Source organism: Legionella resiliens (assembly GCF_021344005.1).
In the GTDB taxonomy this organism is placed as follows: Bacteria; Pseudomonadota; Gammaproteobacteria; order Legionellales; family Legionellaceae; genus Legionella; species Legionella resiliens.
In genome coordinates this window covers 755,493-778,713 of record NZ_JAJTND010000001.1, presented here as the reverse complement: position 1 = coordinate 778,713, position 23,221 = coordinate 755,493, and the positions used below count along the sequence as shown (strand labels likewise).

Sequence of the window (23,221 nt, the reverse complement as noted above, 5' to 3'; positions counted from 1 at the left end):
CCGATCACACTATTTTATTGGCTTATCTTCTTCAATAATGGCAGTACTTGCATACACTTTAACAGCACCTTCCGCATAGGGGTCCAGGTTAAACACTGTACCAAAAACTTTGGCTGCTACCTCGTTTGTATTGAGATACCAATCACTAATATCGTCAGAATAATATTGAATAACCTTAGGCTTAAAAAGTGCATATGCCGCACCGGCCTGCTGTCTTGTGCCAAGTCTTGCTTTCAAAAAATATTTATTCCCTTTAAGCGCCAGATTCAATAGTTCTACTGTTTCTTTGAGGGTGCTGGGAACAATTGCTTCCGCTGGAATTGAATCAATTGAGTACACTTTTACTGTAACAGCAAGATTATCACCGAAATCATGAACCCGATTAATAAAAGAGGCTAACGCGCGTGCTTTATCCTCATCACATACCGTAATTTTGATTTCCATTTCCAGTCCATCGCCAGTCAAATCCCCTACATGCACACAAGGATCGGCGTTTAAGGTAGCGCTCAACTGATTTTTCAATAAATACCAGGGGGGGAGAAGCATCTTGTTCCCTGCATGGGCAATTGAAGTCACGCTGCTTAACATAAAACAAATAAATAGACCTAGAAATAACCCTGCTTTTTGATTCATGTGATTTTCCGTATTATTTAAAAGAAAAAAATGCCTCCATAAACTAAGAGGCATTTGGAAATTACTCTAACGCCATTTCAATAGCAAAGGCCAAGGCCAATTTAGAGAAGTTGGTCATATGTTCCAGGCTCAATCTGTCCATAGTATCTTTAGAACTATGAATGTAAGGGTTGTGATCTTCAAAATTAGACTCACATGGGAATGCTGCAGGAATACCTACTTCATCCCATGAAGCATGATCACTGCAACCATAGCCACATTCTGAATACGCAACCGGAACCTGCACATAATTACTAATTAATTCTGCTACGAAATTACTTAAACTCTCGTCTGTATAATCGGTAAATACCCACATTGTTGGATCCTTAGGATTCACGCGATAGCCTGTCATATCAAACTGAATGGCAGCTTTTACCGGAATCGAGTTATCCATAAAATGCTCAACAACATACTGAGAGCCTACTAAACCTCGTTCTTCAGCGGCATACCAAATAATATAAATTGGACGCTTAAACGTTGTTTTGGAAGATAACAAAATTCGCGCCATTTCCATAATCGATGAAGAACCGCTTCCATCATCCCCAGCACCTGGCATGCGTCCATCAAGCGTATCCATATGTGCTCCAATTACTACTGCAGGCGCATTGATGTCTTTGCCAATGACCGTTACTAACGAAGGCTGCTTATAATAACTACCTGTTTTTACGAAAAAGGTTGCTGTATCAGTACGACCACTTGCAGCAGCCATGTCATCGAAAGTTTTTTTCAACCATTTTGCCGCATCTACCCCTGTATCTTTGGTAGCTGAACGATTATGGAATGAAGTAAGTTGCGTCAAAGTGTTCCAAATATTATCGGGAACCACATTCTGTAATGCCTCATTGACTTCATCTTGATGTTTCAGCTCATATACAGTGCTTTTGGGTTGGGCCGCTTTAACTGTTTTTCTCTGCAGGATTCTTTGCGCAGATTGTTTTTTTGCCGGGAGCAAAGAACCGATTATGTGGTGGCTGACATTCACAAAACGACCGCAATTTACTTGATCTGCCAGATGACTTAGAGCATCCACATCTGCTGCGGGAATATCAATAATTTTAAATTGTTTATTTTCTGCCAAAACCTCATAGGGAGTAGCAATTTTCGTTGCAAGACATTGAGGTACTTGCAACTGCTCATGAACAGGGGAACTGGTCGCCAGAACATTCGTACTAGCAAGCAAAGAGCCCACTGCGATATAGGTCATCCATTGATTCAAACGCATTTCTACTCCTAGGTTAAATTAAATTCGAAACGTATTCACCTCGTAAAACTCACTTTACCTAAATTCTGCAGTTGGATCTACTGTTTAATTTAAGTTTTATTCAATAAAAAAATAACCACATGCCTTTTTTTTGGTCTTTTTGCTATTGATAATCATTTTCATTTGCGATAAAGTTTGAACCCCAATCCATTCGTTGAGCAAATAAATGGCAGCAAATAAGAAAAGGTTCAAAAAAATTCCTCGTTATATTGCTCTAGGGTCTCTTACAGTAGGCGCTAGTTTAATTCTTGGCTTTCTAAGTTTTGGTGGGATGTATGCATTGTATCCTATCTTACCTTTAGCATTTGCTGCTTTTGGCCTCTCTGTAGCCTATGAGGGTGAAGTTTACTTACAAAATATTAAAGGAGCTTTTAAAAAAATATTTAAAAGCAATTACTTAGAGAATCACCTGGCTAAAGAATATTTGCTGGAACATTTCCCCCAGAATACTGATTCTGAAAATTGTCCTCAATTTTTTAAAGATTATGAAGCCCAACTTAATCTTCTGAAGGACTTTAACCACAAACAACTTAATAAAGAAAGCAAAAAGCGTAAAAAGCAAATAGAAAAAACGCTGACGGACATGGAAAAATGGTTCGCTTTGCAATTATTTGCAACTAAAAAAAAGCACAAGGGTGAAGCAGAAGAAGAACTATCCAAATATACAAAATACTTAAGGGATTGGCTTGAAGATAATGGACAAAAGAAGTGGCAAGAGCGCTTAGAAGAACGTCAATCAACATTTAATTTTGTTAAAGGTTTCAGTCTGGTTGCTGGCGTGTTCATGGGGCTTGGTAGTACCTACCTCATTGTGGAAGCGTTTAGCGTCATTCCTTTAATGGCCGCCATTCCCTTTGCTTTTTGGCCCATCCTCATTGTTCCCATGGCAGTAGTTGCTGGAGCTGCTTATGGTATGTTGACATACAATACGATCACCGATCTCATCAACAATGACACCATTAAAAAGTGGTACACCAAGCTCAAAAATGACTTAAGTCAAGACATAACACCGCGCAATGTATTGATGACGCTCACTGCCGTATTTTTAGTAGGCTTAGCAATCGCACTTACTGTGTGTACTGCAGGTACTTGGTGGACTGTGGCAACCAGCGCTCGTCCTTTATTTGAATGGATGAAAAGAATACCCAGTTTTGTTATGGGGATTATCAATCCCATCATCACTGGATTATCCGCGATATCGTTTAATATCCAAAACTCTTCTGAATCTCTTGAAATGGTCTATGAGGCCACTGATCCCAAGGCCAATACCGAGAATATAGTTCAACGCACCTACAAAGCCATTACCGATGGGCTCACTCATGTATGGAATACTGAAAATTGGCTGCAGATGATTAACCCATTCCGTATTCTGTTAAAATTAACGGTTACCCCATTACGTATTCTGCTTTTTCTTGGTCATTTAGTAAGCGTTGCCCTGACCTCAGATCGCATGCCTGGGGTGCCTCAAATAATAGCTGCTCTAGTAGCAATTATCAGCGAGGGCTTCGAAGATGCGCACTATTTCATTGGATCCAGTAGCAAAACAAAAACATTATTGGAAGAACGTTTGGGTTCTGAAGAAGAGCATAATGAAGACATTCCATCCCAGCTTCTCAAATGGATAGCTTCACCTTTATACTTCCTTGCAGCCGCTTGGGATTGCCTGGCTAGTAAAAAGAATTCAGTCCCCGGTGATGAAACCACTGTTCAACCCCGAAAACTTTCTTTGAAACAAGCATGGAATAAACAACTGAGCATACCTGAAGAAGAAGAGGTAGCATTAGCGAAAGACGCAATACATCCATCAAAAGCATGGAATGTGGAGCATGCTGTTTCTCTAATTGAAAAATATGAACGAAAACACCTTGATGCGGTCTGGTTTGGCGAGGAAATAGCAGATGCCAAAAAAGTAGAACTAAAGCAATTAAAAACCAAAGTTCGCGAAACCATTCCTAATGATTCTTCAGTGAATGATGTACTTACAGAAGCAAGAAATAATGCGGTCTATAATCGACATCGTTTATTTGCTATGCACGATGATGAGCCAACTACAACCCAAGAATTTATTGAAGCATTACCTGAACGCGTTAATGCAATTTAATAAGCACTTTATTGATAAGTAATATCTCCCCATCCCTATTTACTAAGCGAATAGGGATGCATCACTTGAAAAACGTTAATTCAATTTCCCCAAAAAAATCGTCGACACAAACATAGAGGACGGCAGGAGTAGTTTTCGGTGTCTAATCACTATTTTCTATGAAAATAAGCATGGTACAACATTGATAATACCTCTATAAATTTCAATTTTGCGATTCGAATAAATGAATGGTCCTCTATATTTTGAACAAAGCTTTTTTGCGGGTAAACTGAGATAAGTTTTCTCTCCATGCAAATATTTTTTGGTTATAAGAAACAATAGCTAAATTATTAGAGCATAAAATTTTTGTGTATATACCATTGCAATATGATTATAGAAATATTCGCCCCCATAGAAGATCTTGGAGGAATAATTGAAAAAAATACTGTTCCATACTATAGCTTTATTTTTTCTGTTTAGTAGTATCTGCGGTGCACAACAACGCGATATTTCAATTACAATTGATGACTTACCTCTTATTGAACTTCCCTTTGAGATGTTTGAAAATATCGTTCATAGTTTCGTGAAACATCAAGTTCCTGCAATCGGTTTTGTCATTGGTAGCCGAGTCAATAATGAAACCATACAACAATTTCTGTTATTTAAGCAAAATGGATTGGCGTTAGGCAACCATACTTATTCTCATTTGAATTTAAAACGTGTTTCGTGTGAAGAATACATCAATGATATTATTAAGGCAGATAAAGTTCTTTCGCCGTTTATGTCTCAGCCAAAATTTTTTCGTTACCCCTATCTTTCTGAAGGAACATTATGGAGAAAAAGTATTGTTCGACATTATTTGAGTAATAATGGCTACATTGTCGCTCCAGTCACCATTGATAGTAGAGATTTTGAATTTAATATAGAATTGATAATGCAAATAGGACAAAATCCAAATGCATCATTAACTGATTTAAAGAAGCGTTATCTCGAATATGTTTGGCAACGCACATTAACTGCTGAAAGAAATACCCCCGGAAAACAAATCTTACTTCTACATGTCAATTTGCTGAATGCTTATTTCTTAGATGATTTGCTGCAAATGTTTGAAGACCATGGCTATCATTTTATTTCGCTTAATGACGCATTAAAGCGTAATGAATGATTGTAGCGATTTTTTAAATTGAAGACTTTATTTATATTTCACAATCTTGAGTTAAAATGACCTGATCACTTTGCAGCAATAATTCCCGGGCATGAGAGCGCGTTTGCTCAGTTATTGTTAATCCTCCAAGCATGCGTGCTATTTCATCAATTTTTTCAGCAGGCTGCAGTAAGGAAATATGGGTAAAAGTCTCTTGATTGTTACTTCGCTTTTCAACCATAAAATGGTTATTAGCAGCAGCAGCAACCTGAGGTTGGTGCGTTACACAAAATACTTGCAAACGCTCCCCCAACTTACGAAGCATTTGCCCTACGAGGGCTGCGGTAGCCCCACCAATACCTACATCCACTTCATCGAACAATAGAGTAGGTGTTGTACCCTGTTGGGCAGTAATCATCTGAATGGACAAGCTAATTCGCGAAAGCTCACCGCCTGACGCCACTTTATTTAATGAATCAAGCTCCATACCTGGGTTGGTACACACCTTATATTCCACTTTATCCATTCCATGGGGGTGCATTTTTTCGAGAGGAGATAGTTCAATTTCCACCCACCCTTTAGGCATACCAAGTTGTTGGATACTTGCTGTGATTTCTTTTGCCAGTTTTTTTGCCTGTATTTTTCGTATCTCTCGCAATTTAAGAGCAGCGGTTTCATAGGTTGCAATCAATTGACCCTGCTGTACTTTTAATTGAGCTAATCGGCTTTCACTGTCGTGCAGATTGTCTCGTTCTTTTTGCAAATTTTGAGCATGCTCATGAAGTTTGCTGCTATCGATATGGTATTTTCGAGCAAGTTGATGTATCGCACTCATACGCGTTTCTATTTCATGCAAACGCTCTGGGTCCAAATGAACACGCTCTGCAAATTGCTGCATTTCATCAATTGCTTCTTCACACTGAATCAGCGCACCATTGATTAATTCAAAAGTATTTTTAATTTGAGATTGTTCTTGCGGCAATTGACCCAGTAAATGCAAAATCTGATTTAAGCTGGTACAAATATTGGGCTCATCCTCAGAATTTAATAAGCCATGTATTTGTTGACTTTTTTGCAAATACTCTCTTGCATGATGTAACATTTGATGTTCTTGATACAAAGTTTCAATTTCATTTTCATGCAGATTTAACGCGGATAATTCTTCAATTTGAAATTGCAATAATGCGATTCTGTCTTCTTGTTGTTCCTGGCTCTGTAATACATCAATTTCCTGTTGAATTTTCTGACATTGTTTATAGGCCCGAGCAACCTCATCAAGTAACGCATGATTCTTGCCATATTGATCCAATTGTTGACGATGCGTTACATGCTGCATCAGTGTTTGATGTTGATGCTGTCCGTGAATATGGACCAGTTTTTCGCTTAATTCTTTTATTTTTTGTAATGGGAATGGTTGGCCATTAATATAAGATTTGGAGCGACCTTCTGCATATATCACCCGTCGCAAATATATCTCGCCATCATCACAAGGAATATCGTGTTCTGCTAACCATTGCGCAGGTTCAGATCCCTGACCGACAAAAAATCCGGCGGTGATGTCACATTTTTCTTGGCCAGGCCGGATAACCGAACCATCTGCTCTATCACCTAAAGCCAGCATAAGGGCATCGATCATAATCGATTTACCCGCTCCTGTCTCACCAGTAAAGGCAGTCATACCCTGAGTAAAATCTAACTCCAGGTGTTGCACAATCGCAAACTGTTCAATGCACAAAGTTGTGAGCATGTTCTATCCTATCCTTGATGTTTGGATTCCCAACCAAGTTTTGATCTTAATGTATCATAATAATGATAATCCAGAGGATGTAACAGACGTAATTGATGACCATTTTTTTGCACAGTAACTTTTTGTCCCGGCTTGACCATTCTGGATTCATGACCATCACAACTTATTCGTAAATCCGATTCATTGAACTGACTGATATGCAGCTCAATTTTAGCTTCTCCATCAATAACCAATGGACGTGAGCTTAAGCTATGCGAAAACATAGGCACAAGAACAATTGCATTTAATTGAGGATGCATGATAGGTCCACCCGCAGATAAAGCATAGGCAGTAGATCCGGTAGGAGTCGATAAAATCATGCCATCAGAGCGATAATGACTCACTAATTGTCGATTGACGTATACTGAAAACTCAATAAGATGCGTTTCCTTCCCTCGTCCTAATACCACATCGTTGAGCGCATCACCTTCAAAATAAGTATGATCTTCATCGTAAATGCGAGTATGTAAAAGGAAGCGCTGCTCTTCTTCATAATCGCCACGTAGTACAGCGCTCAATTGCGTTTCCAGCTCATGAGGAAGAATATCGGTGAGGAATCCCAAACGCCCTCGGTTAATTCCAATGACCGGGGTGTCTACTTGAATCGCCATACGTGCTGCAGAGAGCAAACTCCCATCACCCCCAACCACAATGATCAAATCATTTTTTTTACCCATACTCTCTCTGGATAATACGGGAATTTTTACATCAAATCCTGCCGACGTATCTTCATCTTGATAGATCTGCACTTCTTGTTTTTCAAGAAAATCGACCAAACGGTATAAACTTTCATTTACCCCTTGATTTGCCCTGTGCTGGCGCGCATACAAGATGATCCGTTTGAATTTAACTTTATTCTTCAATGTTTGCTGTTCTTGATGCTTTTTTTCTTTCATGTTCTTTCAATGATTTTTTTCTTAATCGAATCGAATCAGGAGTTACTTCAACCAACTCATCATCATCAATAAATTCCAACGCCTGCTCCAAAGTGAGTTTTACAGCAGGAGTTAATATAATGTTTTCGTCAGAACCTGAAGCACGGATATTGGTTAATTGCTTTTCTTTAGTCACATTCACAACTAAATCATTATCGCGAGCATGAATTCCAACAATCATCCCTTCATAACACACTGCTTGCGGTTCAACAAATAACCTACCACGATCCTGCAAGTTAAACAAAGCAAAAGCACGAGCCATACCCTGACAATTAGCAATCAGTACCCCGTTTGCCCGCTTACCTATTCGTCCTTTAATTGCCGGACCATAATGATCATAAACATGATACATTAAACCGGTACCTGAGGTAGAAGACAAAAATTCATTATGAAAACCAATCAGGCCTCGGGTAGGAATCATATAGTCAAGACGTACTCTTCCTTTGCCATCGGGAACCATATTTTGCATTTCCCCGCGACGCTCACCCAATTTTTCCATAATAGTGCCCTGGTGATTTTCTTCCACATCAACAGTCAAATGCTCATAAGGCTCTTGTTGCTCACCATCGACTTCGCGAATAATCACTTCAGGTTTGCTGATCGCTAATTCATAGCCTTCTCGACGCATGGTCTCAATTAAAATGGATAAATGGAGCTCCCCGCGTCCAGAAACTCGGAATTTATCGGGATCCTCACAATCTTCAACACGTAAAGCAACATTATGTAATAATTCTGTTTCCAGACGCTCACGAATTTTTCGCGAGGTCACAAATTTTCCTTCCTGACCGGCAAAAGGTGAGTCGTTGACTTGAAAGGTCATACTAATTGTCGGTTCATCCACCGAAAGTACAGGTAATGCTTCAACAACATTAGGATCACAAATCGTATCCGAAATTTTAATGCCTTCAATACCGGTAATCGCAATAATATTACCCGCACTCGCCTCTTCAATCTCGACGCGTTCAAGGCCTTTAAAACCTAATAATTGCAATAATCGACCCGTGCGAATATTACCCTCTTTATCTATAATCTTGACGGCAGATTTTGCTCTAATTTGTCCGCGAGTGATTCGACCAATTCCAATAGTACCAACATAGGATGAGTAGTCCAAAGAACTGATTTGCATCTGGAAAGGACCATTCGCATCCACTTTTGGTGCTTCAACTTCATCAATAATTGTTTGCAATAAAGCACTCATATCTGTAGCTTCATCTTCCAAATTCAACTTGGCATAGCCATTTAATGCAGAAGTATAGACCACAGGAAAATCCAATTGTGCATCAGTTGCACCCAAATTATCAAAAAGATCAAATACTTGATCCATAACCCAATGAGGTCTTGCTCCGGGGCGATCAATTTTATTTATCACAACAATAGGATGTAATCCACGAGCAAATGCCTTTTGGGTTACAAAACGTGTTTGTGGCATAGGTCCATCAACTGCATCCACCAGCAGCAATACACTATCAACCATCGATAAAATACGCTCTACTTCGCCACCGAAATCAGCATGTCCTGGGGTATCAACAATATTAATTTGATGATTTTTCCAATAAACACAGGTATTTTTGGCGAGAATAGTAATGCCACGTTCTTTTTCTAAAGCATTGGAATCCATCACGCGTTCAACTTTAGGCGCTCTCTCATTTAAAGTACCTGTTTGTTGGAGTAATTTATCTACTAGCGTGGTTTTACCATGGTCGACGTGGGCGATAATGGCGATATTGCGAATCTGATCAATCATAAATAACCTTTGAAGGAAAAAGCAGAGTATTTGTACATAGATTTGACATTATACATCAATAAACAGCTAAAACCTATCTGCTTCGTGTATTTTAGTATAGCAAAACTTCAATTGCAGCAGATCCAGTCTGAGGGTGGCACAGCAAACTTCGGCCTCAACTGGTGAATGTATCTATTTTTTGGATATAAAATAACCTTTTTTTGTCTACCTGCAGTGCTGTGATTTTGTATCAACTTTGGATAGCTATCCTGAAACGGACTCAGCGGTGCAAGGTGTTGACTACAAGATATTTTTTTAGCTGCTAAAATAATAGTGAGGGGTTAAAAATAGGGAGTAACTATGAAACAACTAATTTTACATCCCACTGACATTAGCCAATGGCATGCATTAGTTAATGAGGCGCAAGCTGCAACCCAGCTGATGTTAACGGAAAATACTGAAAGTTATTTAGTATTTTTATTAATGCGCTTTTCCCAAGGGCCTAAACTCATTGAATCTATCGTTGCACTCGATTTTCTTGAATCAATGCATAGGCCAAAAACATTGCAAATGGAATTATTACGCGATGTAGGGGATAAAAGCTTGCTCTTTTGTGGACTATTTCCAGGAATTGCCAAGAGACGCCATGTCAGTCTTGATTATTTTTCTGAAATGGGACAAGCAGCTTATTTAACAATCGGAGAGTTAGAAGGAAAGCATACAGCGGATCTCTACATTCAACTCAGCGAACAATTTCTTACATTAAGACAAGTATTACAAGCAATGCGTGGGGAATGTGTAGAACTCATTCAATCCAACCAGGAAATCTTATCTTCTATAAAATTTACATTGCAATAAATAACTTGTTATAACCTGGGTTACCGTAGTGGAGCGGATAATGCTCCTCAGGTTATGGCTTTTGCCTATACCCAGGGATTACTGGTTCTCATCCTTTATGAAATAGCATCGTTACATCAATAGGATCAAAAGTATATTTCTTATTGCAAAAATCACACTGAATCGCCACTTCACCTTGCTCCTTTAATAATTCTTTTGCCTCTTCCTCACCTAAAACGGCTAACACTTGCTTCATTTTTTCTAAACTGCAACGGCACTTAAATTGGGTTTTACGGCTATCAAATATTCTGAGTTCCGTTTCATGATAAAGGCGGTAAAGTAATGTTTCATTATCTAAAGTGAGTAACTCATGGCCACTTACCGTTTGTCCTAAGTGTACGGCATACTCCCAAAATTGCTCTCTTTGTACCGTATCTTGACCAGGCATTAACTGCAGTAACATTCCGGCTGCAGCATAATCATTCACTGCCAACCAAACTTGAGTGGATACTTGCTCGGATTGAGCAAAATAGTTCATTAAATTCTCACTCATGGATGTTGATTGAATTGGAACCATACTTTGATATGAGTTTGTTTGATTGTATTGGTTAATGGTAATAACCATCTGTCCTTTGAGAAAAGCAGAAGCGTATTCTTCAGTTTCCAGATTTTCAATAAATTGGGCAAACCCTCTTACATTAAACTCATGATCACATTGTACTAATAATAAAGGAAGTCGTTTATCGCCTTGAAATTGTAAATTTAAACTGCCTTGAAATTTAATAGTGGATGCCAAAAGCAGACAAGAAACTATAGCTTCTCCCAACAAATTTTTAACCATTGGCGGGTAGTTCCGTTGGTTCATAATGGCTTGGTAAGTATGTTCGATATGAACAATTTCACCGCGAATGTTGGCGTGTTCAAAAATAAAGCGTTGAAGGGTATCAGATTCTTTCATAATGGACTCAATATAAAATTACAGCAAAACCAAGGACTGTTTCCATGTCGCTCGCTTGAGTCAAAATAGTTTGATTTTTGAGCACCGAAGCGCAGTATACATAATGTATGTGGGTATCGGAGCCTAAAAAATCAGGACAGTTTGACCTAGATAGCAGACATAGAAACAGCCCCCAAAGCAAATCTCGTGGCGCGTAAAGTATAACATAATTTTTTTGCAATTTTCCTGGAGAAAAAATTATCTTGAACTATGCTTTTAAAACATCCCTCTGAAAACTTAAAGGACTAAATCATGATCGATAAAAATATCCTTGCACCTTTATTCAAAACAATTGATAAAGTCTTTTTTGGTATTGAAGAACCAAAAGAACCAGAAACCAAACCTGACTTTATTGAAATAGATACAGAAGAAGAATTTGATGTTGAACGGTCTATTAATTAATAGTTGATTCATACTACCTAAGCAGGCAATAATCGCTCTCTTTTTTTGAGTGAGAAATCTTTAAGATGTTGAATGGCCAACAAATGGCAGCAGTACGTTATATAGACGGACCCTTATTAGTACTTGCTGGGGCTGGAAGCGGTAAAACACGAGTAATAACGCAAAAAATAGGCTATCTAATTAACACGTGCGGCTATACCGCCAATACAGTATGTGCAGTTACATTTACTAACAAAGCAGCCAATGAAATGCGTACTCGCGTTGCCGCCGTTCTGCCGGCAGCCAGTCGTCGCGGTTTAAAAATAGCAACCTTCCATACCTTAGGCTTAAGTATTATCAAGCGTGATTATAACTTATGTGATCTGAAAAAAGGATTTTCTATTTTTGACAGTGAAGATTGTTTGCAAATCTTACGTGGCTTTTTACCTGCAAATAAAGCAACTGAACGTGAGTTTATTTTCCAGATTCAACAACAAATTTCGCGCTGGAAAAATGATCTTCTTACCCCAGAGCACGTCATTAAAAATCAATCAGACACTCCTTTTTATGAAGAAGCTGCATTGTTGTACCCACGGTACCAGCAAGCACTTAAGGCATATAATGCGATTGATTTTGATGATTTAATTCGTCTTCCGGTCAGTCTATTGAATGAACATCCTTCCGTATTAGAGTATTGGCAAAATAAAATTCGCCATTTATTGGTAGATGAATATCAAGATTCGAATACCAGCCAATACCTCTTGGTAAAAAAATTAACCGGAATCCAAGCACGCTTTACTGTAGTGGGTGATGATGATCAATCCATTTACGCCTGGCGAGGTGCAAAACCTGAAAATTTGAAACAATTACAGCATGATTACCCACAGTTAAAAATTATCAAGTTAGAGCAAAACTACCGTTCGACTAACATTATTTTACACACTGCCAACCACCTTATTGCAAACAATCCGCATCTGTTTGAAAAAAAGTTATGGAGCGAGTTTGGTCAAGGAGAACTCTTACGCGTTATTCGTTGCAAGGATGAAAATGATGAAGCGGAACAAGTAATTGCTGATTTAATCAGCCATAAATTGCGCTTAAGAACCCAATATGGCGATTATGCAATTTTATACCGTGGCAATCATCAGTCGCGCGTATTTGAAAAAGTACTCCGTCATTATAGTATCCCTTATACAATCAGCGGCGGCCAGTCGTGGTTTGCCAAAACTGAAGTTAAAGATGTATTTGCCTATCTGAAATTACTGTGCAATGAAGCAGATGATGCGGCTTTTTTAAGAGTGATTAACACCCCCAAACGCGGCATTGGCGAGGCCAGCCTTGATGCGTTAGGTCATTATGCTCAAAGTAGAGGAGTAAGCCTTTACACTGCAGCAGACCACCTGGCGCTTAGTGAATGTATTGCAGATAAACCCCGTGCGGCGTTGCTTGTTTTTAAATCCTGGATAGAAGAAATAAAAAAACGATTAACTACAGGATCGATTATTGAGCATTTGAAACAAATGGTAGAAGACAGTGGTTATGAAGCCTACATTTACGAACAATGCGATACTCCCGCAAAGGCGCAAAAGAAGATGGACAATGTCTGGGAGTTGTTAGAATGGATTGGGCGTTTATTAGCAAAGAATTCAGAACAGACTTTAGCAGAAGTAATTAATAAATTAATTTTAATCGATATTCTGGAGCAAGCAGATGAATATGATACTGAGTCCTTACAACTCATGACGTTACATGCATCAAAGGGGTTGGAGTTTCCTTACGTTTATTTAGTGGGTATGGAAGAAGAGTTATTACCCCATCGTGTGAGCATTGACGAAGATCAAATTGAAGAAGAAAGACGCTTGGCGTATGTTGGAATTACCCGAGCACAAAAAGGATTGTGTTTTACCTTAGCCAAGCAAAGACGCCGTGCTGGTGAGCTGCAAGATTGTTTGCCAAGCAGATTTTTAGATGAATTGCCTACGGAACATTTAGAATGGTTTGGTAAAAACAGCGAACGGTCCGAAGAGCAATCAAAAAACTTGGCTAAATCACATTTAGCAGGATTGAAAAGTTTGTTGAGTGAATCGTGATTTGAGCTTAATGTAGATACTGGTTGAAGCGTAGCGAAACCCGGGTTATGGACATGAATGAACTTTTCAATCCTGGGTTACGCTGCGCTTCCCCCAGGGTACCGTTTAAATCCCTTTGTTATTTTGATTTTCATGACAGGCCAGAATTGAATGACGCAATACCCCTCACACAGTTGGGCTATTTTGATTAATAATAATTTAAGGATAATCATTTATAATTGCTCAATAAATGAACAATGTATTGCGAAGTAGTGCGTTCGCTCTGTAGGTTGAGCATTGGCTCAACAAGGTCGCTCATTCGATTATAAGGTAATAAACAATGAAAAAACTTACCTTTGTTTTACTTCTGCTTATGATTTTTAATGCAAAAATCTTTGCAACACCTTCTATCTATACTACCCAGACTTTTTATAAAGTAACCGGAACAACGGAACAAGAATTGCGTAACCATCTTAATGAGTTAGGGCCTTTTTCTACAGATAAACGTTACGATGCAAAAACATCGTGGCATATCAATTGGAGCTATCGATGGCATTATGATAATCCCACGCAAAATCCTTGTTATATTACCGAAATCAATGTAAGCGCGAATATTGTGACCATCTTGCCTGAATGGGAAGACAAGGATCATGGAAGTGCTGAGTCTCAATTAAAGTGGGAAACTTACCTTGCTAATTTGAGTAAACATGAAGAGGGGCACGGAAATAATGGTAAGGAAGTGGCCACTGAAATAGAAGAAGCCTTATTACAGATCCCACCTATGTCTTCTTGTCAGATACTGCAATCGACCATTGAAAGTACAACTCAAGGTATCGTGAAGAAACATAATACCTGGGATACAAATTATGACACTTCAACACAACATGGTAAAACACAGGGTGCTACTTTTCCGTAGATCTTGTCCTATGTAGCCTGGCTACTTCCAGCCGGAAACTAACGGGAACATTCTGAAAATATCGTGGTTGCAAGCAACCAGGCTTAAAAATACAACTCTATGCAGAGGCTCTTCCCGATTGCTATACTGAATCTATGAAAAAAAATATCATTTTATTCATTGTCTCTTTTGCCATGTTTATGGAGGCAGTTGATACAACCATTATTAACACTGCTATCCCTGTTATGGCGCAGAGTTTAAACGTCAATCCAGTTGATTTGAAATTAGCACTGATCAGCTATCTTATGAGTTTGGCAATTTTTATTCCGATCAGCGGCTGGATCGCTGATAAATTTGGCATGAAAATCGTTTTTATTACGGCGATCTCTGTTTTTACCTTAAGTTCTGTTTGGTGTGGATTCACTAATAGCTTGGAAGAATTAATATGTGCACGCATTATGCAGGGCTTGGGGGGTTCCCTCACCATGCCTATTGGTCGCCTCATTATTTTACGGACTTGTGAGCGACATGAATTAATCGCAAAAATGAGTATCGTAGTAATGGTTGCCTCTTTGGGATTAATGCTTGGACCTTTACTAGGTGGAATTATTACCGAGCGTTTTTCCTGGCGTTGGATCTTTTGGGTCAATATTCCTTTTGGGATACTTGCCGTAATTTTATCAAGCAAATTATTACCTTACATGCCTCCTCGTACGGTTCCTCCGCTCGATAAATTGGGCTTTCTTCTTTTTGGCAGTGGATTAGCCACCTTAACTTTTGGTTTATCTATGGTCAGCGAATCAAATGTTACGATGTTACAAATCGTCTCTGCTTTTTTTGTTGCACTTCTTCTATTAGGCGGATACACCAAGCACTCCTATAAAAGAAAACATCCTATTGTTAGAGTAGAACTTTTACACATACGTACATTTTTTGTCTCGGTTATAGGTAATTTATTAGCCCGTCTAGGTTTTGGGGGAGTCCCTTTTTTATTGCCTCTGTTATTACAAATTGGGCTAGGCTATTCACCACAGCTATCTGGTTTATTACTCGCTCCTATTGCATTAGGTGTTTTTTTAGTTAAACCTTTATCAGTTTACATATTACGTTGGTTTGGCTACAAAAATTTATTAATCTTAAATACAATGCTAGTCAGTATTTCCCTCTGGTCTTTTTTTTCCATTAACCAACACTCCTCCATATATGGCATTGCCTTTTTGACTTTTGCATACGGATTTCTAATTGCACTTCAGTATACGGGAATGAATTCTTTGGCTTATGCAAACATTACAGAAAGCAATATGAGTGCAGCAACCAGCATTATGAGTACGACACAACAATTGGCCCAAAGCTTTGGTGTTGCAGTATCAGCAATTTTACTGAGTCTTTTCACCTATATGTATTCTGAAGATCATGTTTTATCCATCCAGATATTCCATGATGCGTTTCTAATGCTTGGAATTCTTACTTTTTTTTCAGGGATCATTTTTATTTTTCTAAAGAAAGAAGATGGTCTTGAGTTAATTGAAATCCCTGAACATTGATTCCCATAACTTCTTTAGCTCCTCAAGACCCACCCTGTCTCCTTTTATAGGAAAACGGCTAAAAGATTGCAAAAGATTAGAATTTTTAAACAAAATACCCTATGATATGAGGGCATTATTTTCCTGTTTTCATATTAAATGTAAAAAAACTTTAAAATATTTAATAAAAAAACAGCACAATTAATAAAATAATGCTACAATGTCCTGGTAACAATTTAGGAAATTAACATGTCAGATAAAATTCGTGGTACAGTAAAGTGGTTCAATGAGTCCAAAGGTTTCGGTTTTTTAGAAAGTGGCGGTAAAGATTATTTTGTGCATTTCAGTGCAATTCTAGGCAGCGGGTTTAAAACTCTTGCTGAAGGTGCAACAGTAATGTTCAAGCCAAGCAACGGACAAAAAGGTCCTCAAGCTGAAGAAGTTGAAGTAGTCTAAATCATTTGCTGAAACTCCTTATTCGCTTAAATATGACAGTATTTAAGCGGATAAGGAGTTTTTTACTTATAATTTTATAAAAATAAGTCCTCAGGCAAAAAATTGCCCCTCAATCCTATACATTAAGATTTGCTTCTTTTTCATTCCCTATTCACTTTGTGAACTTTATGCGTCCTCTGTTTGATGAACACAATACAAACCATGCTGGCTGCATGGACATTTTTTGTGATCCTGTTGCTGAAGTGACTGGAATAATTAATAAAATAGGTAATAATAAAATGACACAAATTAATGCGTTATTAGGTGAAATTAAAAAACAATCAAGTGAGTGAGGCTTATAACTCATTGGCCCGCAAAATTATGTTCAAAGTAATAAGCCAATCCCAGAAGAGTTCTTGCAAAGAACCCGGGGATATTTTGAATAAGGAATCTGGCGCCTGATCTATGAAGGCCCCTAAAATACAAGGAGTTCGTGATATGAGTAAAAAAATCGCGGTTATTGTTGGAAGCCTACGCAAGGAATCTTACAACAGAAAAATGGCCAAAGTGCTGATCTCCCTGGCCCCTAAGTCGTTAAATCCTCAAATTGTGGAAATTGGTGATTTGCCGCTATATAACCAAGATCTGGATGATGAAAACAGACCTGCCGCTGCTTGGGTGCAATTTCGTGAGCAAATGAAAACATATCAAGGTGTATTGTTTGTTACTCCGGAATACAATCGCTCAGTTCCTGGTGTGCTTAAAAACGCAGTTGATGTAGGCTCTCGCCCCTATGGTAAAAGTATTTGGAGCAAGTTGCCTGGTGCAGTGATCAGCGTTTCTCCTGGAGCTATTGGAGGATTTGGAGCAAACAATCATTTAAGACAATCATTTGTCTTTCTGGATATTCCAACCCTGCAACAGCCTGAAACCTACATAGGTATGGCAGCAGATTTGTTTGACGAGCAGGGAAACATCAAAAAAGAAGACACCCGAAAGTTCTTGCAAAAATTTATGGAAGCTTATGCAGATTGGGTTGCGTTGAATACTAAAGGCTAATTGTCCACAAAACGTATAGCGTAACCTATTCTAAGCATTCTAAATTAAGGAATAAAAAATGATATAGCTCTTTTTAATACGCCATCGCAATTAATTATTTGGGGGGGTTGCGCCTAGAAAAAGCGATGAAGAGTTAGTGTCTCCACAATTTTTTTTTGAGTTGTCAACAGCCGAAAGCTCGTTTTTTGGCGGGAACTGCTTATAAATGGTTTGAAATATGAGAATTAAAAAGCCATAATGTATGTTAATAGAGCCTTAAGTTGGATGAGGTACTATTTAAAATCCATAATGTATGTTACTAGACCTTCAATGTAATGAGGTGCTTTATGAAAAAATTATTATTGGCTTCCTGTCTCCTAGTTACTTCGACCGTTTTTGCAGATACATGTACTTTCAATTTAAAATTTAATACGAAATGGGCTAATTTCAAAAATTGGATTATTATTGTTACAGATATCTCTAATCCTGATGTTAAAGAAGTGGTTGGAGGACCGTTACTATTTTATGGGAAATATCCGGAAAACGATACATTAAAAATAGATGTACCGAATTGCACAAAAAGCACACAAATAGGTCTTTTTGCCCATGCACCTGGAAAGACCGCAGCTGCTGTCAATGAAGCATCTAGTAACACCAGTAGTAATACCGGCTTTAAAGTTCAAGCCTTTGCCCCTAATAGTTTCCTTGAAGGAATGGCCCGCTGCGTAGGTGATATAAGTCCGCAAAGTACTTCAAATATAGAATTAGTTGTGGGAAGCATTGGCGACCCTGGTGACTTCGCATTTACCACTAAACCTACAAGTAGTGAACCTGATTCCTGGACAAAAGCTCAGTTAGGCGTCGTATGCCAAAACCCTCATTTAGCCGCCACTGAGTCAGATACTGAGGACTAGCTAGTTCGCTCAGGTTTGTTGACATTTCATATAACTAGGAAGCCACTAGGAAATGTCAACAAAACCTAATAATTCATTTACTGAGCAATTCTTTATTGTTAGTTTAATCATTATATCTCCTCCCATTTTTATTTTTTCCAAGATCTATTATGATGCAAACACCAATTACCCGTATGAAAAAATAGGGAATAACAGGAAAAGAATTCATGTATGAAACAAATTAATTACCCTACTTTAATTGGTGTGTTCTTAATCAGCTTCTCCATATTGGTCTTGGAAATCACCTTAACAAAGATATTTTCTGTTACCTTATGGTACCACTACTCTTATTTTGTTATCTCTTTAGCAATGTTTGGTATGGGATTTGGAGGAATGTTAGTCTATCATTTAGAAGAACCATTTAAATACTCCATTAAAAAAAATTTATACATCCTCAGCATTATTCTTTCCTTGAGTATCATTTTAAGCCTGTATGCTGTCATTGCTTATCATTTACCTAGGGCGATCAATTGGCACAGCATAGTGCAATTTACAGGTGTGTATTTATTATGCACAGCACCTTTTGTCTTCAGTAGCATGATCCTTTCCTTATTGTTTTTAAATTTGCCCGATAAGGCAAACATAATTTACAGTTTTGATTTACAAGGTGCGGCAATTGGTTGCATTGCTTGTGTGCTATTGATTAGTTATTTTACAGCACCACAGGTCTTATTGATTGCCAGCTTAACCAGTGTTGTTGCAGCCATTTTATTTGAATTGCCAAAAATTCGTAGTTATTCATTAGTACTTCTGGTTGCCAGCTTTTTGCTTGTTTTCATTGGCAATTCTTTATTTAAAGTGACGCAAACCAAAAATTATTCAGAATTGCAATACGTTAACCTTTATGAAAAGTGGTCCCCCCTGTCCCGCATTACAGTCTCATCTGAAATATATTTTAGAGGCTTACATGATGAGTCACCCTTCGGTTGGGGCTTAAGCAGTATCTATAAACCCAAACATGAATTTAAACAATTGTGGATTCAACAAGATGCGAGCGCATGTACGCCAATTGTTCCCTTTCATGGTGATTACAGGGAAGTGGACTTTTTAAAATATGATATAACTTCCCTGCCTTATTATTTAAGAAAAAATGCAAATGTATTTATCCTGGGCGTAGGTGGTGGCCGTGATGTATTAACCGCACTAGCTTTTGATAACAAACAAATAACAGGGGTGGATATTCATCCAGTAATGATTGATTTGATTAAAAATAAATATGCTCAATATGCTGGAAACATTTATAACAAGGATAAGGTTCACGTTACCGTTTCAGAAGGCCGCAGTTATCTCGAAGTTGAGAAAAAAACCTATGATATTATCCAAATCCCTTTAATTGATAGCTGGGCTGCCACTGTAGCAGGTGCTTTTGCTATGGCAGAAAATAGCATTTACACTGTTGAAGCATTTAAAACCTATTTAAAATTTTTAAATCCTTCCGGCATCTTAAGCGTTACCCGCTTTTATTTTAATCCGGACAATCAGACAATCAAAATCGTTTTACTTGCTCGGGTTGCCCTTGAACAAAGCGGTATTTCTTCTCCAGAAAAAAATATAGTCATCGTTAAAAATAAAGGAAATAATAATATTGATGTAGCAACAGTATTGGCTAAAAAAGAGCCATTCACGGCACAAGAAATAAATGAGATTAAAGAAATTACCCATAAATTAGCATTTGACATTGTTTATCTTCCTTCCGGGAATAACAATGAAACCCTCTTCCAAACGGCACTAACCACTAAAAATCTTAATCAGTTTATAGAGAATTATTACTATGATATTAGGCCAACTACCGATGATAGGCCGTTTTTCTTTCAGATGTTCTATTTTTCCAAGGTTAAAGACTTATTGTCAGAGAAAAAAATCACGGGCCAAATATTTAATTATTATGGAGTAAGCATAGTCTTTGTTTTACTCATTACTTCTACAATATTGGTTCTATTATTCTATTTTTTGCCGCTGTTGTTATCTAATACTTCGGCTAAGCCGCCTCTCTCATGGGGATTGTATTTTTCGGCATTAGGCATAGGCTTTATGTTAATAGAAATGCCTATCTTACAAGTTGGATCAGTTTATCTAGGAGGACCAACCTATGGGCTGGCCGTAGGCTTGTTTTGTTTGTTATTTTTTGGCGGCCTAGGAAGTATTTTATTTAACTCTCCTCAGCCCAAACAGACTGATCGCGTTTTAAAAAGAGGCTTAATTATGGTAGTACTTTTAGCTCTGGTTTTGCCTTTTTATCTTCATTGGTTAATGCAGGTTACTTTTGGGTACAACTGGTATTTAAAATTAATTCTATTTGTTCTCATTCTTTTTCCTTTAGGACTATGCATGGGAATTGCCTTACCTTCTGGTATGCGCTTAGCTCGTTATCAAAACACAAAAAGCATTCCCTGGTTTTGGGCGTTGAATTGTGCCTTTTCGGTTTTAGGATCAATCATTGCAATGGCAACATCCATGATGTTTGGTTACAGCATCACCTTGATTTTAGCTTCAGTGGTGTATCTGCTTGCCTGGATTCTCATTATGCTTCTTTCCCACTCGCTACTGAGGAGATGAATTGCTGCGTCGCTGCGGTGCTCAAATCCTCATGCACTGTGTACGCTCTCCCATTTCTCCGCTCCGCGTCCCCAGCCAGTTTGGAAAAAAGGTCTATTTTACAAATGAGATAACCAAATAACCCATTTATTTAAAGGCTGGCGAAAAATCATAATCAATATTAGGGTAATGAAGACAACATATCGATCCATATAATAAACAACCCCAGAACTTATTTCAGGAATAATTGGTTTTAAATTACAAAGCCAACGCCTTAACGCAATACATACCGGAAGGTAGAGTAATAGCACAATTTCACCAAACAAGCGTATCTCAGGAAAATTACCTATCATGAGTAAAGCTATAAAATAAAGCAATAAAACATAGCGTAAGGGCCTGAATTGAAGAGGTATATAATCATAAAAGGCAAACCAAAATAAAGGCAGTCCTGCAAAACAAAACATAAACAATAAAATATGTTGCAAGTTTAATAACCAAAACAAATTTACTTGAAAATGGGTATAATGAGTCGATCTAAAGTACCATTCTAACAGTACTCCTGGAGTACCATGCAAAAAGGACAAGACGAGCCAACGAGCGAGAGCATACGCTATGAGGGCAAAAATCAATTGTTTATAAATCAAATGCAGGTTTTTCCAATGCAGGACCGGAATAATTAGTACCAACAAAAGACTGCTTTCACGATTAATCGTGGCTATGAATAGTAAAGGAATAAAATAAAGCCAATTCGAACGAAGACAAAGATATAATCCCATAGTGAGAAAAAAAAGAGTGGGGGTATCGTAATAAAAGAAAAATGTCGCGGGACCATCTGTAGTATACCGGTAATTAACCACTGTGGTTAGGGGTAATAACAGAAGAAATAACCAGCTAAGCAATTGCGATTGCCGCAGGCTAAATTCATATTGCAATAATTTCAACAGGGAAAGATATAATAAACCGGTAAACATCCACTCGATTAAGAAAAATAATTTTTCCAGCTCAATAGGAAGAAAATAGGCTATAAAATTAACCAACAGCGGAACAAGTAAGCGTTGCCCAAAAGGCATGGGGGCTGAAAAACTAACTACCTTGTCCAATTCAACCTTATAAAAAACTCCAGTCAGCTTAACATGCATATAGGCATAGCCAAGAAGTAGAACAAACGTGATAAATCGTGTTTTATACCGAAAAAAATCCTCATTCATGCTGCATTCCTTCATGCCTTGAGTATTCGTTTGGCCAGGATACGCTAAAAACTGTATATCCTAAAATTGGCAAATAAAATCATGCTACTATTTTAGCCGACTCACTGTCCCCATGACAGAGTTAATTATATTTTCCGCGTTAAAAACAGTATAATTATTTCCCATGGGTTGAAACGTCACAAAGCAAATAGGTGGAAAATAGGGACATAAAGAGGTAAATTGCACTACTTACTGCTAACAGCAAGAAATAAGAGAGAGAAATTATGCAAAATACAGAGATCGCAGAGGACACATCCATTGTAAGTTCTTTTCCCATTGCGATCATCACTAGTGTTTTTAATCGACACGTTACAAAAACCTTGCAAGAAGGAGCAATAGCTCAGCTTTTAAAACGTGGCTTTAATGAAAGAGACATCAAGTCATTTGAAGTTCCAGGAGCGGTAGAGATTCCATTAGTTGCAAAACGCCTGGCCATGCAAAAAACAGTACAATCAATTATTACCTTAGGCGCAGTGATTCGTGGCGAAACCAGTCATTATGATCTGGTATGTAATATGGTAAGTCAAGGATGCTTGCAGGTCTCATTGGAATATAATATTCCCGTTCTTTTTGGCGTACTTACCACAGATAATGAAGAACAGGCATGGGACAGACTAGGGGGGAAAGGTGGGCATAAAGGTGTCGATGTAGCCAACGCCGCTATTTCATTGCACCAAACATTAAGTCTATTGTAAAACAGGCATATAACC

Annotated in this window: 20 protein-coding genes; 13 read left to right on the top strand and 7 right to left on the bottom strand. The window is 38.1% G+C overall.

The features are described from left to right. Positions 1–9: 9 nt before the first annotated feature. Both LXO92_RS03350 and lapA read right to left on the bottom strand, forming a co-directional pair. Positions 10–633, bottom strand: coding sequence for a group-specific protein (locus LXO92_RS03350; protein ID WP_182351337.1), 624 nt, complete (start codon positions 631–633; stop codon positions 10–12). Between the two features lie 61 nt (positions 634–694). Next, a complete protein-coding gene (gene lapA / locus LXO92_RS03345) occupies positions 695–1,894 on the bottom strand; it encodes an aminopeptidase LapA (RefSeq protein WP_232890384.1) in 1,200 nt (399 codons plus the stop codon). Between the two features lie 205 nt (positions 1,895–2,099). Here lapA and LXO92_RS03340 point away from each other — a divergent pair, with 205 nt between their 5' ends. Beyond that, positions 2,100–4,034 carry a hypothetical protein gene (locus LXO92_RS03340; RefSeq protein WP_182351335.1) on the top strand — a complete coding sequence of 645 codons (1,935 nt, stop codon included), beginning with the start codon at positions 2,100–2,102 and terminating at the stop codon, positions 4,032–4,034. Between the two features lie 412 nt (positions 4,035–4,446). Next, on the top strand, positions 4,447–5,178 hold the full coding sequence (locus LXO92_RS03335; protein ID WP_182351334.1) for a polysaccharide deacetylase family protein: 732 nt from the start codon (positions 4,447–4,449) through the stop codon (positions 5,176–5,178). Positions 5,179–5,209: 31 nt separating this feature from the next. Here the strand turns inward: LXO92_RS03335 and recN are convergent, their stop codons facing one another. The 3 genes from recN to typA are packed head-to-tail and all read right to left on the bottom strand — an operon-like array spanning position 5,210 to position 9,622. Further along, complete coding sequence (gene recN, locus LXO92_RS03330) at positions 5,210–6,904, bottom strand: DNA repair protein RecN (protein WP_182351333.1); 1,695 nt, start codon at positions 6,902–6,904, stop codon at positions 5,210–5,212. Positions 6,905–6,912: 8 nt separating this feature from the next. Then, entirely contained in the window at positions 6,913–7,839 is a 927-nt protein-coding gene (locus tag LXO92_RS03325; protein WP_182351332.1) for an NAD(+) kinase, read from the bottom strand. Beyond that, the gene (gene typA / locus LXO92_RS03320; protein ID WP_182351331.1) at positions 7,796–9,622 is read right to left on the bottom strand and encodes a translational GTPase TypA; all 1,827 of its coding nucleotides are present in this window, start codon (positions 9,620–9,622) and stop codon (positions 7,796–7,798) included. Before typA ends, LXO92_RS03325 begins: the two co-directional genes overlap by 44 nt. A 339-nt stretch (positions 9,623–9,961) precedes the next feature. Between typA and LXO92_RS03315 the strand changes: the two genes are divergently transcribed. Beyond that, a complete protein-coding gene (locus LXO92_RS03315; RefSeq protein WP_182351330.1) occupies positions 9,962–10,459 on the top strand; it encodes a hypothetical protein in 498 nt (165 codons plus the stop codon). Positions 10,460–10,547: 88 nt separating this feature from the next. On the opposite strand, the gene hslO is transcribed toward LXO92_RS03315, so the two are convergent. Continuing rightward, positions 10,548–11,396, bottom strand: a complete 849-nt coding sequence (gene hslO / locus LXO92_RS03310) for an Hsp33 family molecular chaperone HslO (RefSeq protein ID WP_182351329.1) — start codon at positions 11,394–11,396, stop codon at positions 10,548–10,550. A 291-nt stretch (positions 11,397–11,687) separates the two neighbouring features. On the opposite strand from hslO, the gene LXO92_RS03305 reads away from it, so the two are divergent. From LXO92_RS03305 to LXO92_RS03265, 9 genes are all read left to right on the top strand, one after another. Further along, entirely contained in the window at positions 11,688–11,837 is a 150-nt protein-coding gene (locus LXO92_RS03305; protein WP_182351328.1) for a hypothetical protein, read from the top strand. 65 nt (positions 11,838–11,902) lie between these two features. Beyond that, positions 11,903–13,906: a UvrD-helicase domain-containing protein gene (locus LXO92_RS03300; RefSeq protein WP_182351327.1), complete on the top strand. Its 2,004-nt coding sequence runs from the start codon at positions 11,903–11,905 to the stop codon at positions 13,904–13,906. A 319-nt stretch (positions 13,907–14,225) separates the two neighbouring features. Continuing rightward, positions 14,226–14,801 carry a DUF922 domain-containing Zn-dependent protease gene (locus LXO92_RS03295; RefSeq protein ID WP_182351326.1) on the top strand — a complete coding sequence of 192 codons (576 nt, stop codon included), beginning with the start codon at positions 14,226–14,228 and terminating at the stop codon, positions 14,799–14,801. A gap of 134 nt (positions 14,802–14,935) precedes the next feature. Next, the gene (locus tag LXO92_RS03290) at positions 14,936–16,324 is read left to right on the top strand and encodes a DHA2 family efflux MFS transporter permease subunit (RefSeq protein WP_182351325.1); all 1,389 of its coding nucleotides are present in this window, start codon (positions 14,936–14,938) and stop codon (positions 16,322–16,324) included. 228 nt (positions 16,325–16,552) lie between these two features. Continuing rightward, positions 16,553–16,759, top strand: a complete 207-nt coding sequence (locus LXO92_RS03285; protein ID WP_058516528.1) for a cold-shock protein — start codon at positions 16,553–16,555, stop codon at positions 16,757–16,759. Positions 16,760–16,926: 167 nt separating this feature from the next. Continuing rightward, positions 16,927–17,091, top strand: a complete 165-nt coding sequence (locus LXO92_RS03280) for a hypothetical protein (protein WP_182351324.1) — start codon at positions 16,927–16,929, stop codon at positions 17,089–17,091. Between the two features lie 145 nt (positions 17,092–17,236). Then, positions 17,237–17,797, top strand: coding sequence for an NADPH-dependent FMN reductase (locus tag LXO92_RS03275; protein WP_182351323.1), 561 nt, complete (start codon positions 17,237–17,239; stop codon positions 17,795–17,797). Positions 17,798–18,123: 326 nt separating this feature from the next. After that, positions 18,124–18,690: a hypothetical protein gene (locus tag LXO92_RS03270; protein WP_182351322.1), complete on the top strand. Its 567-nt coding sequence runs from the start codon at positions 18,124–18,126 to the stop codon at positions 18,688–18,690. Between the two features lie 210 nt (positions 18,691–18,900). Next, the gene (locus LXO92_RS03265; RefSeq protein WP_182351321.1) at positions 18,901–21,285 is read left to right on the top strand and encodes a spermine/spermidine synthase domain-containing protein; all 2,385 of its coding nucleotides are present in this window, start codon (positions 18,901–18,903) and stop codon (positions 21,283–21,285) included. A 98-nt stretch (positions 21,286–21,383) separates the two neighbouring features. Here LXO92_RS03265 and LXO92_RS03260 read toward each other — a convergent pair whose 3' ends face one another. Next, a complete protein-coding gene (locus tag LXO92_RS03260) occupies positions 21,384–22,472 on the bottom strand; it encodes a hypothetical protein (protein WP_182351320.1) in 1,089 nt (362 codons plus the stop codon). A 263-nt stretch (positions 22,473–22,735) separates the two neighbouring features. Here LXO92_RS03260 and ribH point away from each other — a divergent pair, with 263 nt between their 5' ends. Next, the gene (gene ribH / locus LXO92_RS03255) at positions 22,736–23,206 is read left to right on the top strand and encodes a 6,7-dimethyl-8-ribityllumazine synthase (protein ID WP_182351319.1); all 471 of its coding nucleotides are present in this window, start codon (positions 22,736–22,738) and stop codon (positions 23,204–23,206) included. Positions 23,207–23,221: the final 15 nt, after the last annotated feature.

Bases quoted from the DNA above. Each gene is read 5' to 3' on its own strand.
- typA (WP_182351331.1), bottom strand. From the start codon at position 9,622: ATGATTGATCAGATTCGCAATATCGCCATTATCGCCCACGTCGACCAT.
- LXO92_RS03285 (WP_058516528.1), top strand. From the start codon at position 16,553: ATGTCAGATAAAATTCGTGGTACAGTAAAGTGGTTCAATGAGTCCAAA.
- recN (WP_182351333.1), bottom strand. From the start codon at position 6,904: ATGCTCACAACTTTGTGCATTGAACAGTTTGCGATTGTGCAACACCTG.
- LXO92_RS03295 (WP_182351326.1), top strand. From the start codon at position 14,226: ATGAAAAAACTTACCTTTGTTTTACTTCTGCTTATGATTTTTAATGCA.
- LXO92_RS03325 (WP_182351332.1), bottom strand. From the start codon at position 7,839: ATGAAAGAAAAAAAGCATCAAGAACAGCAAACATTGAAGAATAAAGTT.
- LXO92_RS03315 (WP_182351330.1), top strand. From the start codon at position 9,962: ATGAAACAACTAATTTTACATCCCACTGACATTAGCCAATGGCATGCA.
- LXO92_RS03280 (WP_182351324.1), top strand. From the start codon at position 16,927: ATGCGTCCTCTGTTTGATGAACACAATACAAACCATGCTGGCTGCATG.
- LXO92_RS03340 (WP_182351335.1), top strand. From the start codon at position 2,100: ATGGCAGCAAATAAGAAAAGGTTCAAAAAAATTCCTCGTTATATTGCT.
- LXO92_RS03305 (WP_182351328.1), top strand. From the start codon at position 11,688: ATGATCGATAAAAATATCCTTGCACCTTTATTCAAAACAATTGATAAA.
- LXO92_RS03350 (WP_182351337.1), bottom strand. From the start codon at position 633: ATGAATCAAAAAGCAGGGTTATTTCTAGGTCTATTTATTTGTTTTATG.
- hslO (WP_182351329.1), bottom strand. From the start codon at position 11,396: ATGAAAGAATCTGATACCCTTCAACGCTTTATTTTTGAACACGCCAAC.
- LXO92_RS03300 (WP_182351327.1), top strand. From the start codon at position 11,903: ATGTTGAATGGCCAACAAATGGCAGCAGTACGTTATATAGACGGACCC.
- lapA (WP_232890384.1), bottom strand. From the start codon at position 1,894: ATGCGTTTGAATCAATGGATGACCTATATCGCAGTGGGCTCTTTGCTT.
- ribH (WP_182351319.1), top strand. From the start codon at position 22,736: ATGCAAAATACAGAGATCGCAGAGGACACATCCATTGTAAGTTCTTTT.
- LXO92_RS03290 (WP_182351325.1), top strand. From the start codon at position 14,936: ATGAAAAAAAATATCATTTTATTCATTGTCTCTTTTGCCATGTTTATG.
- LXO92_RS03275 (WP_182351323.1), top strand. From the start codon at position 17,237: ATGAGTAAAAAAATCGCGGTTATTGTTGGAAGCCTACGCAAGGAATCT.
- LXO92_RS03270 (WP_182351322.1), top strand. From the start codon at position 18,124: ATGAAAAAATTATTATTGGCTTCCTGTCTCCTAGTTACTTCGACCGTT.
- LXO92_RS03260 (WP_182351320.1), bottom strand. From the start codon at position 22,472: ATGAATGAGGATTTTTTTCGGTATAAAACACGATTTATCACGTTTGTT.
- LXO92_RS03265 (WP_182351321.1), top strand. From the start codon at position 18,901: ATGAAACAAATTAATTACCCTACTTTAATTGGTGTGTTCTTAATCAGC.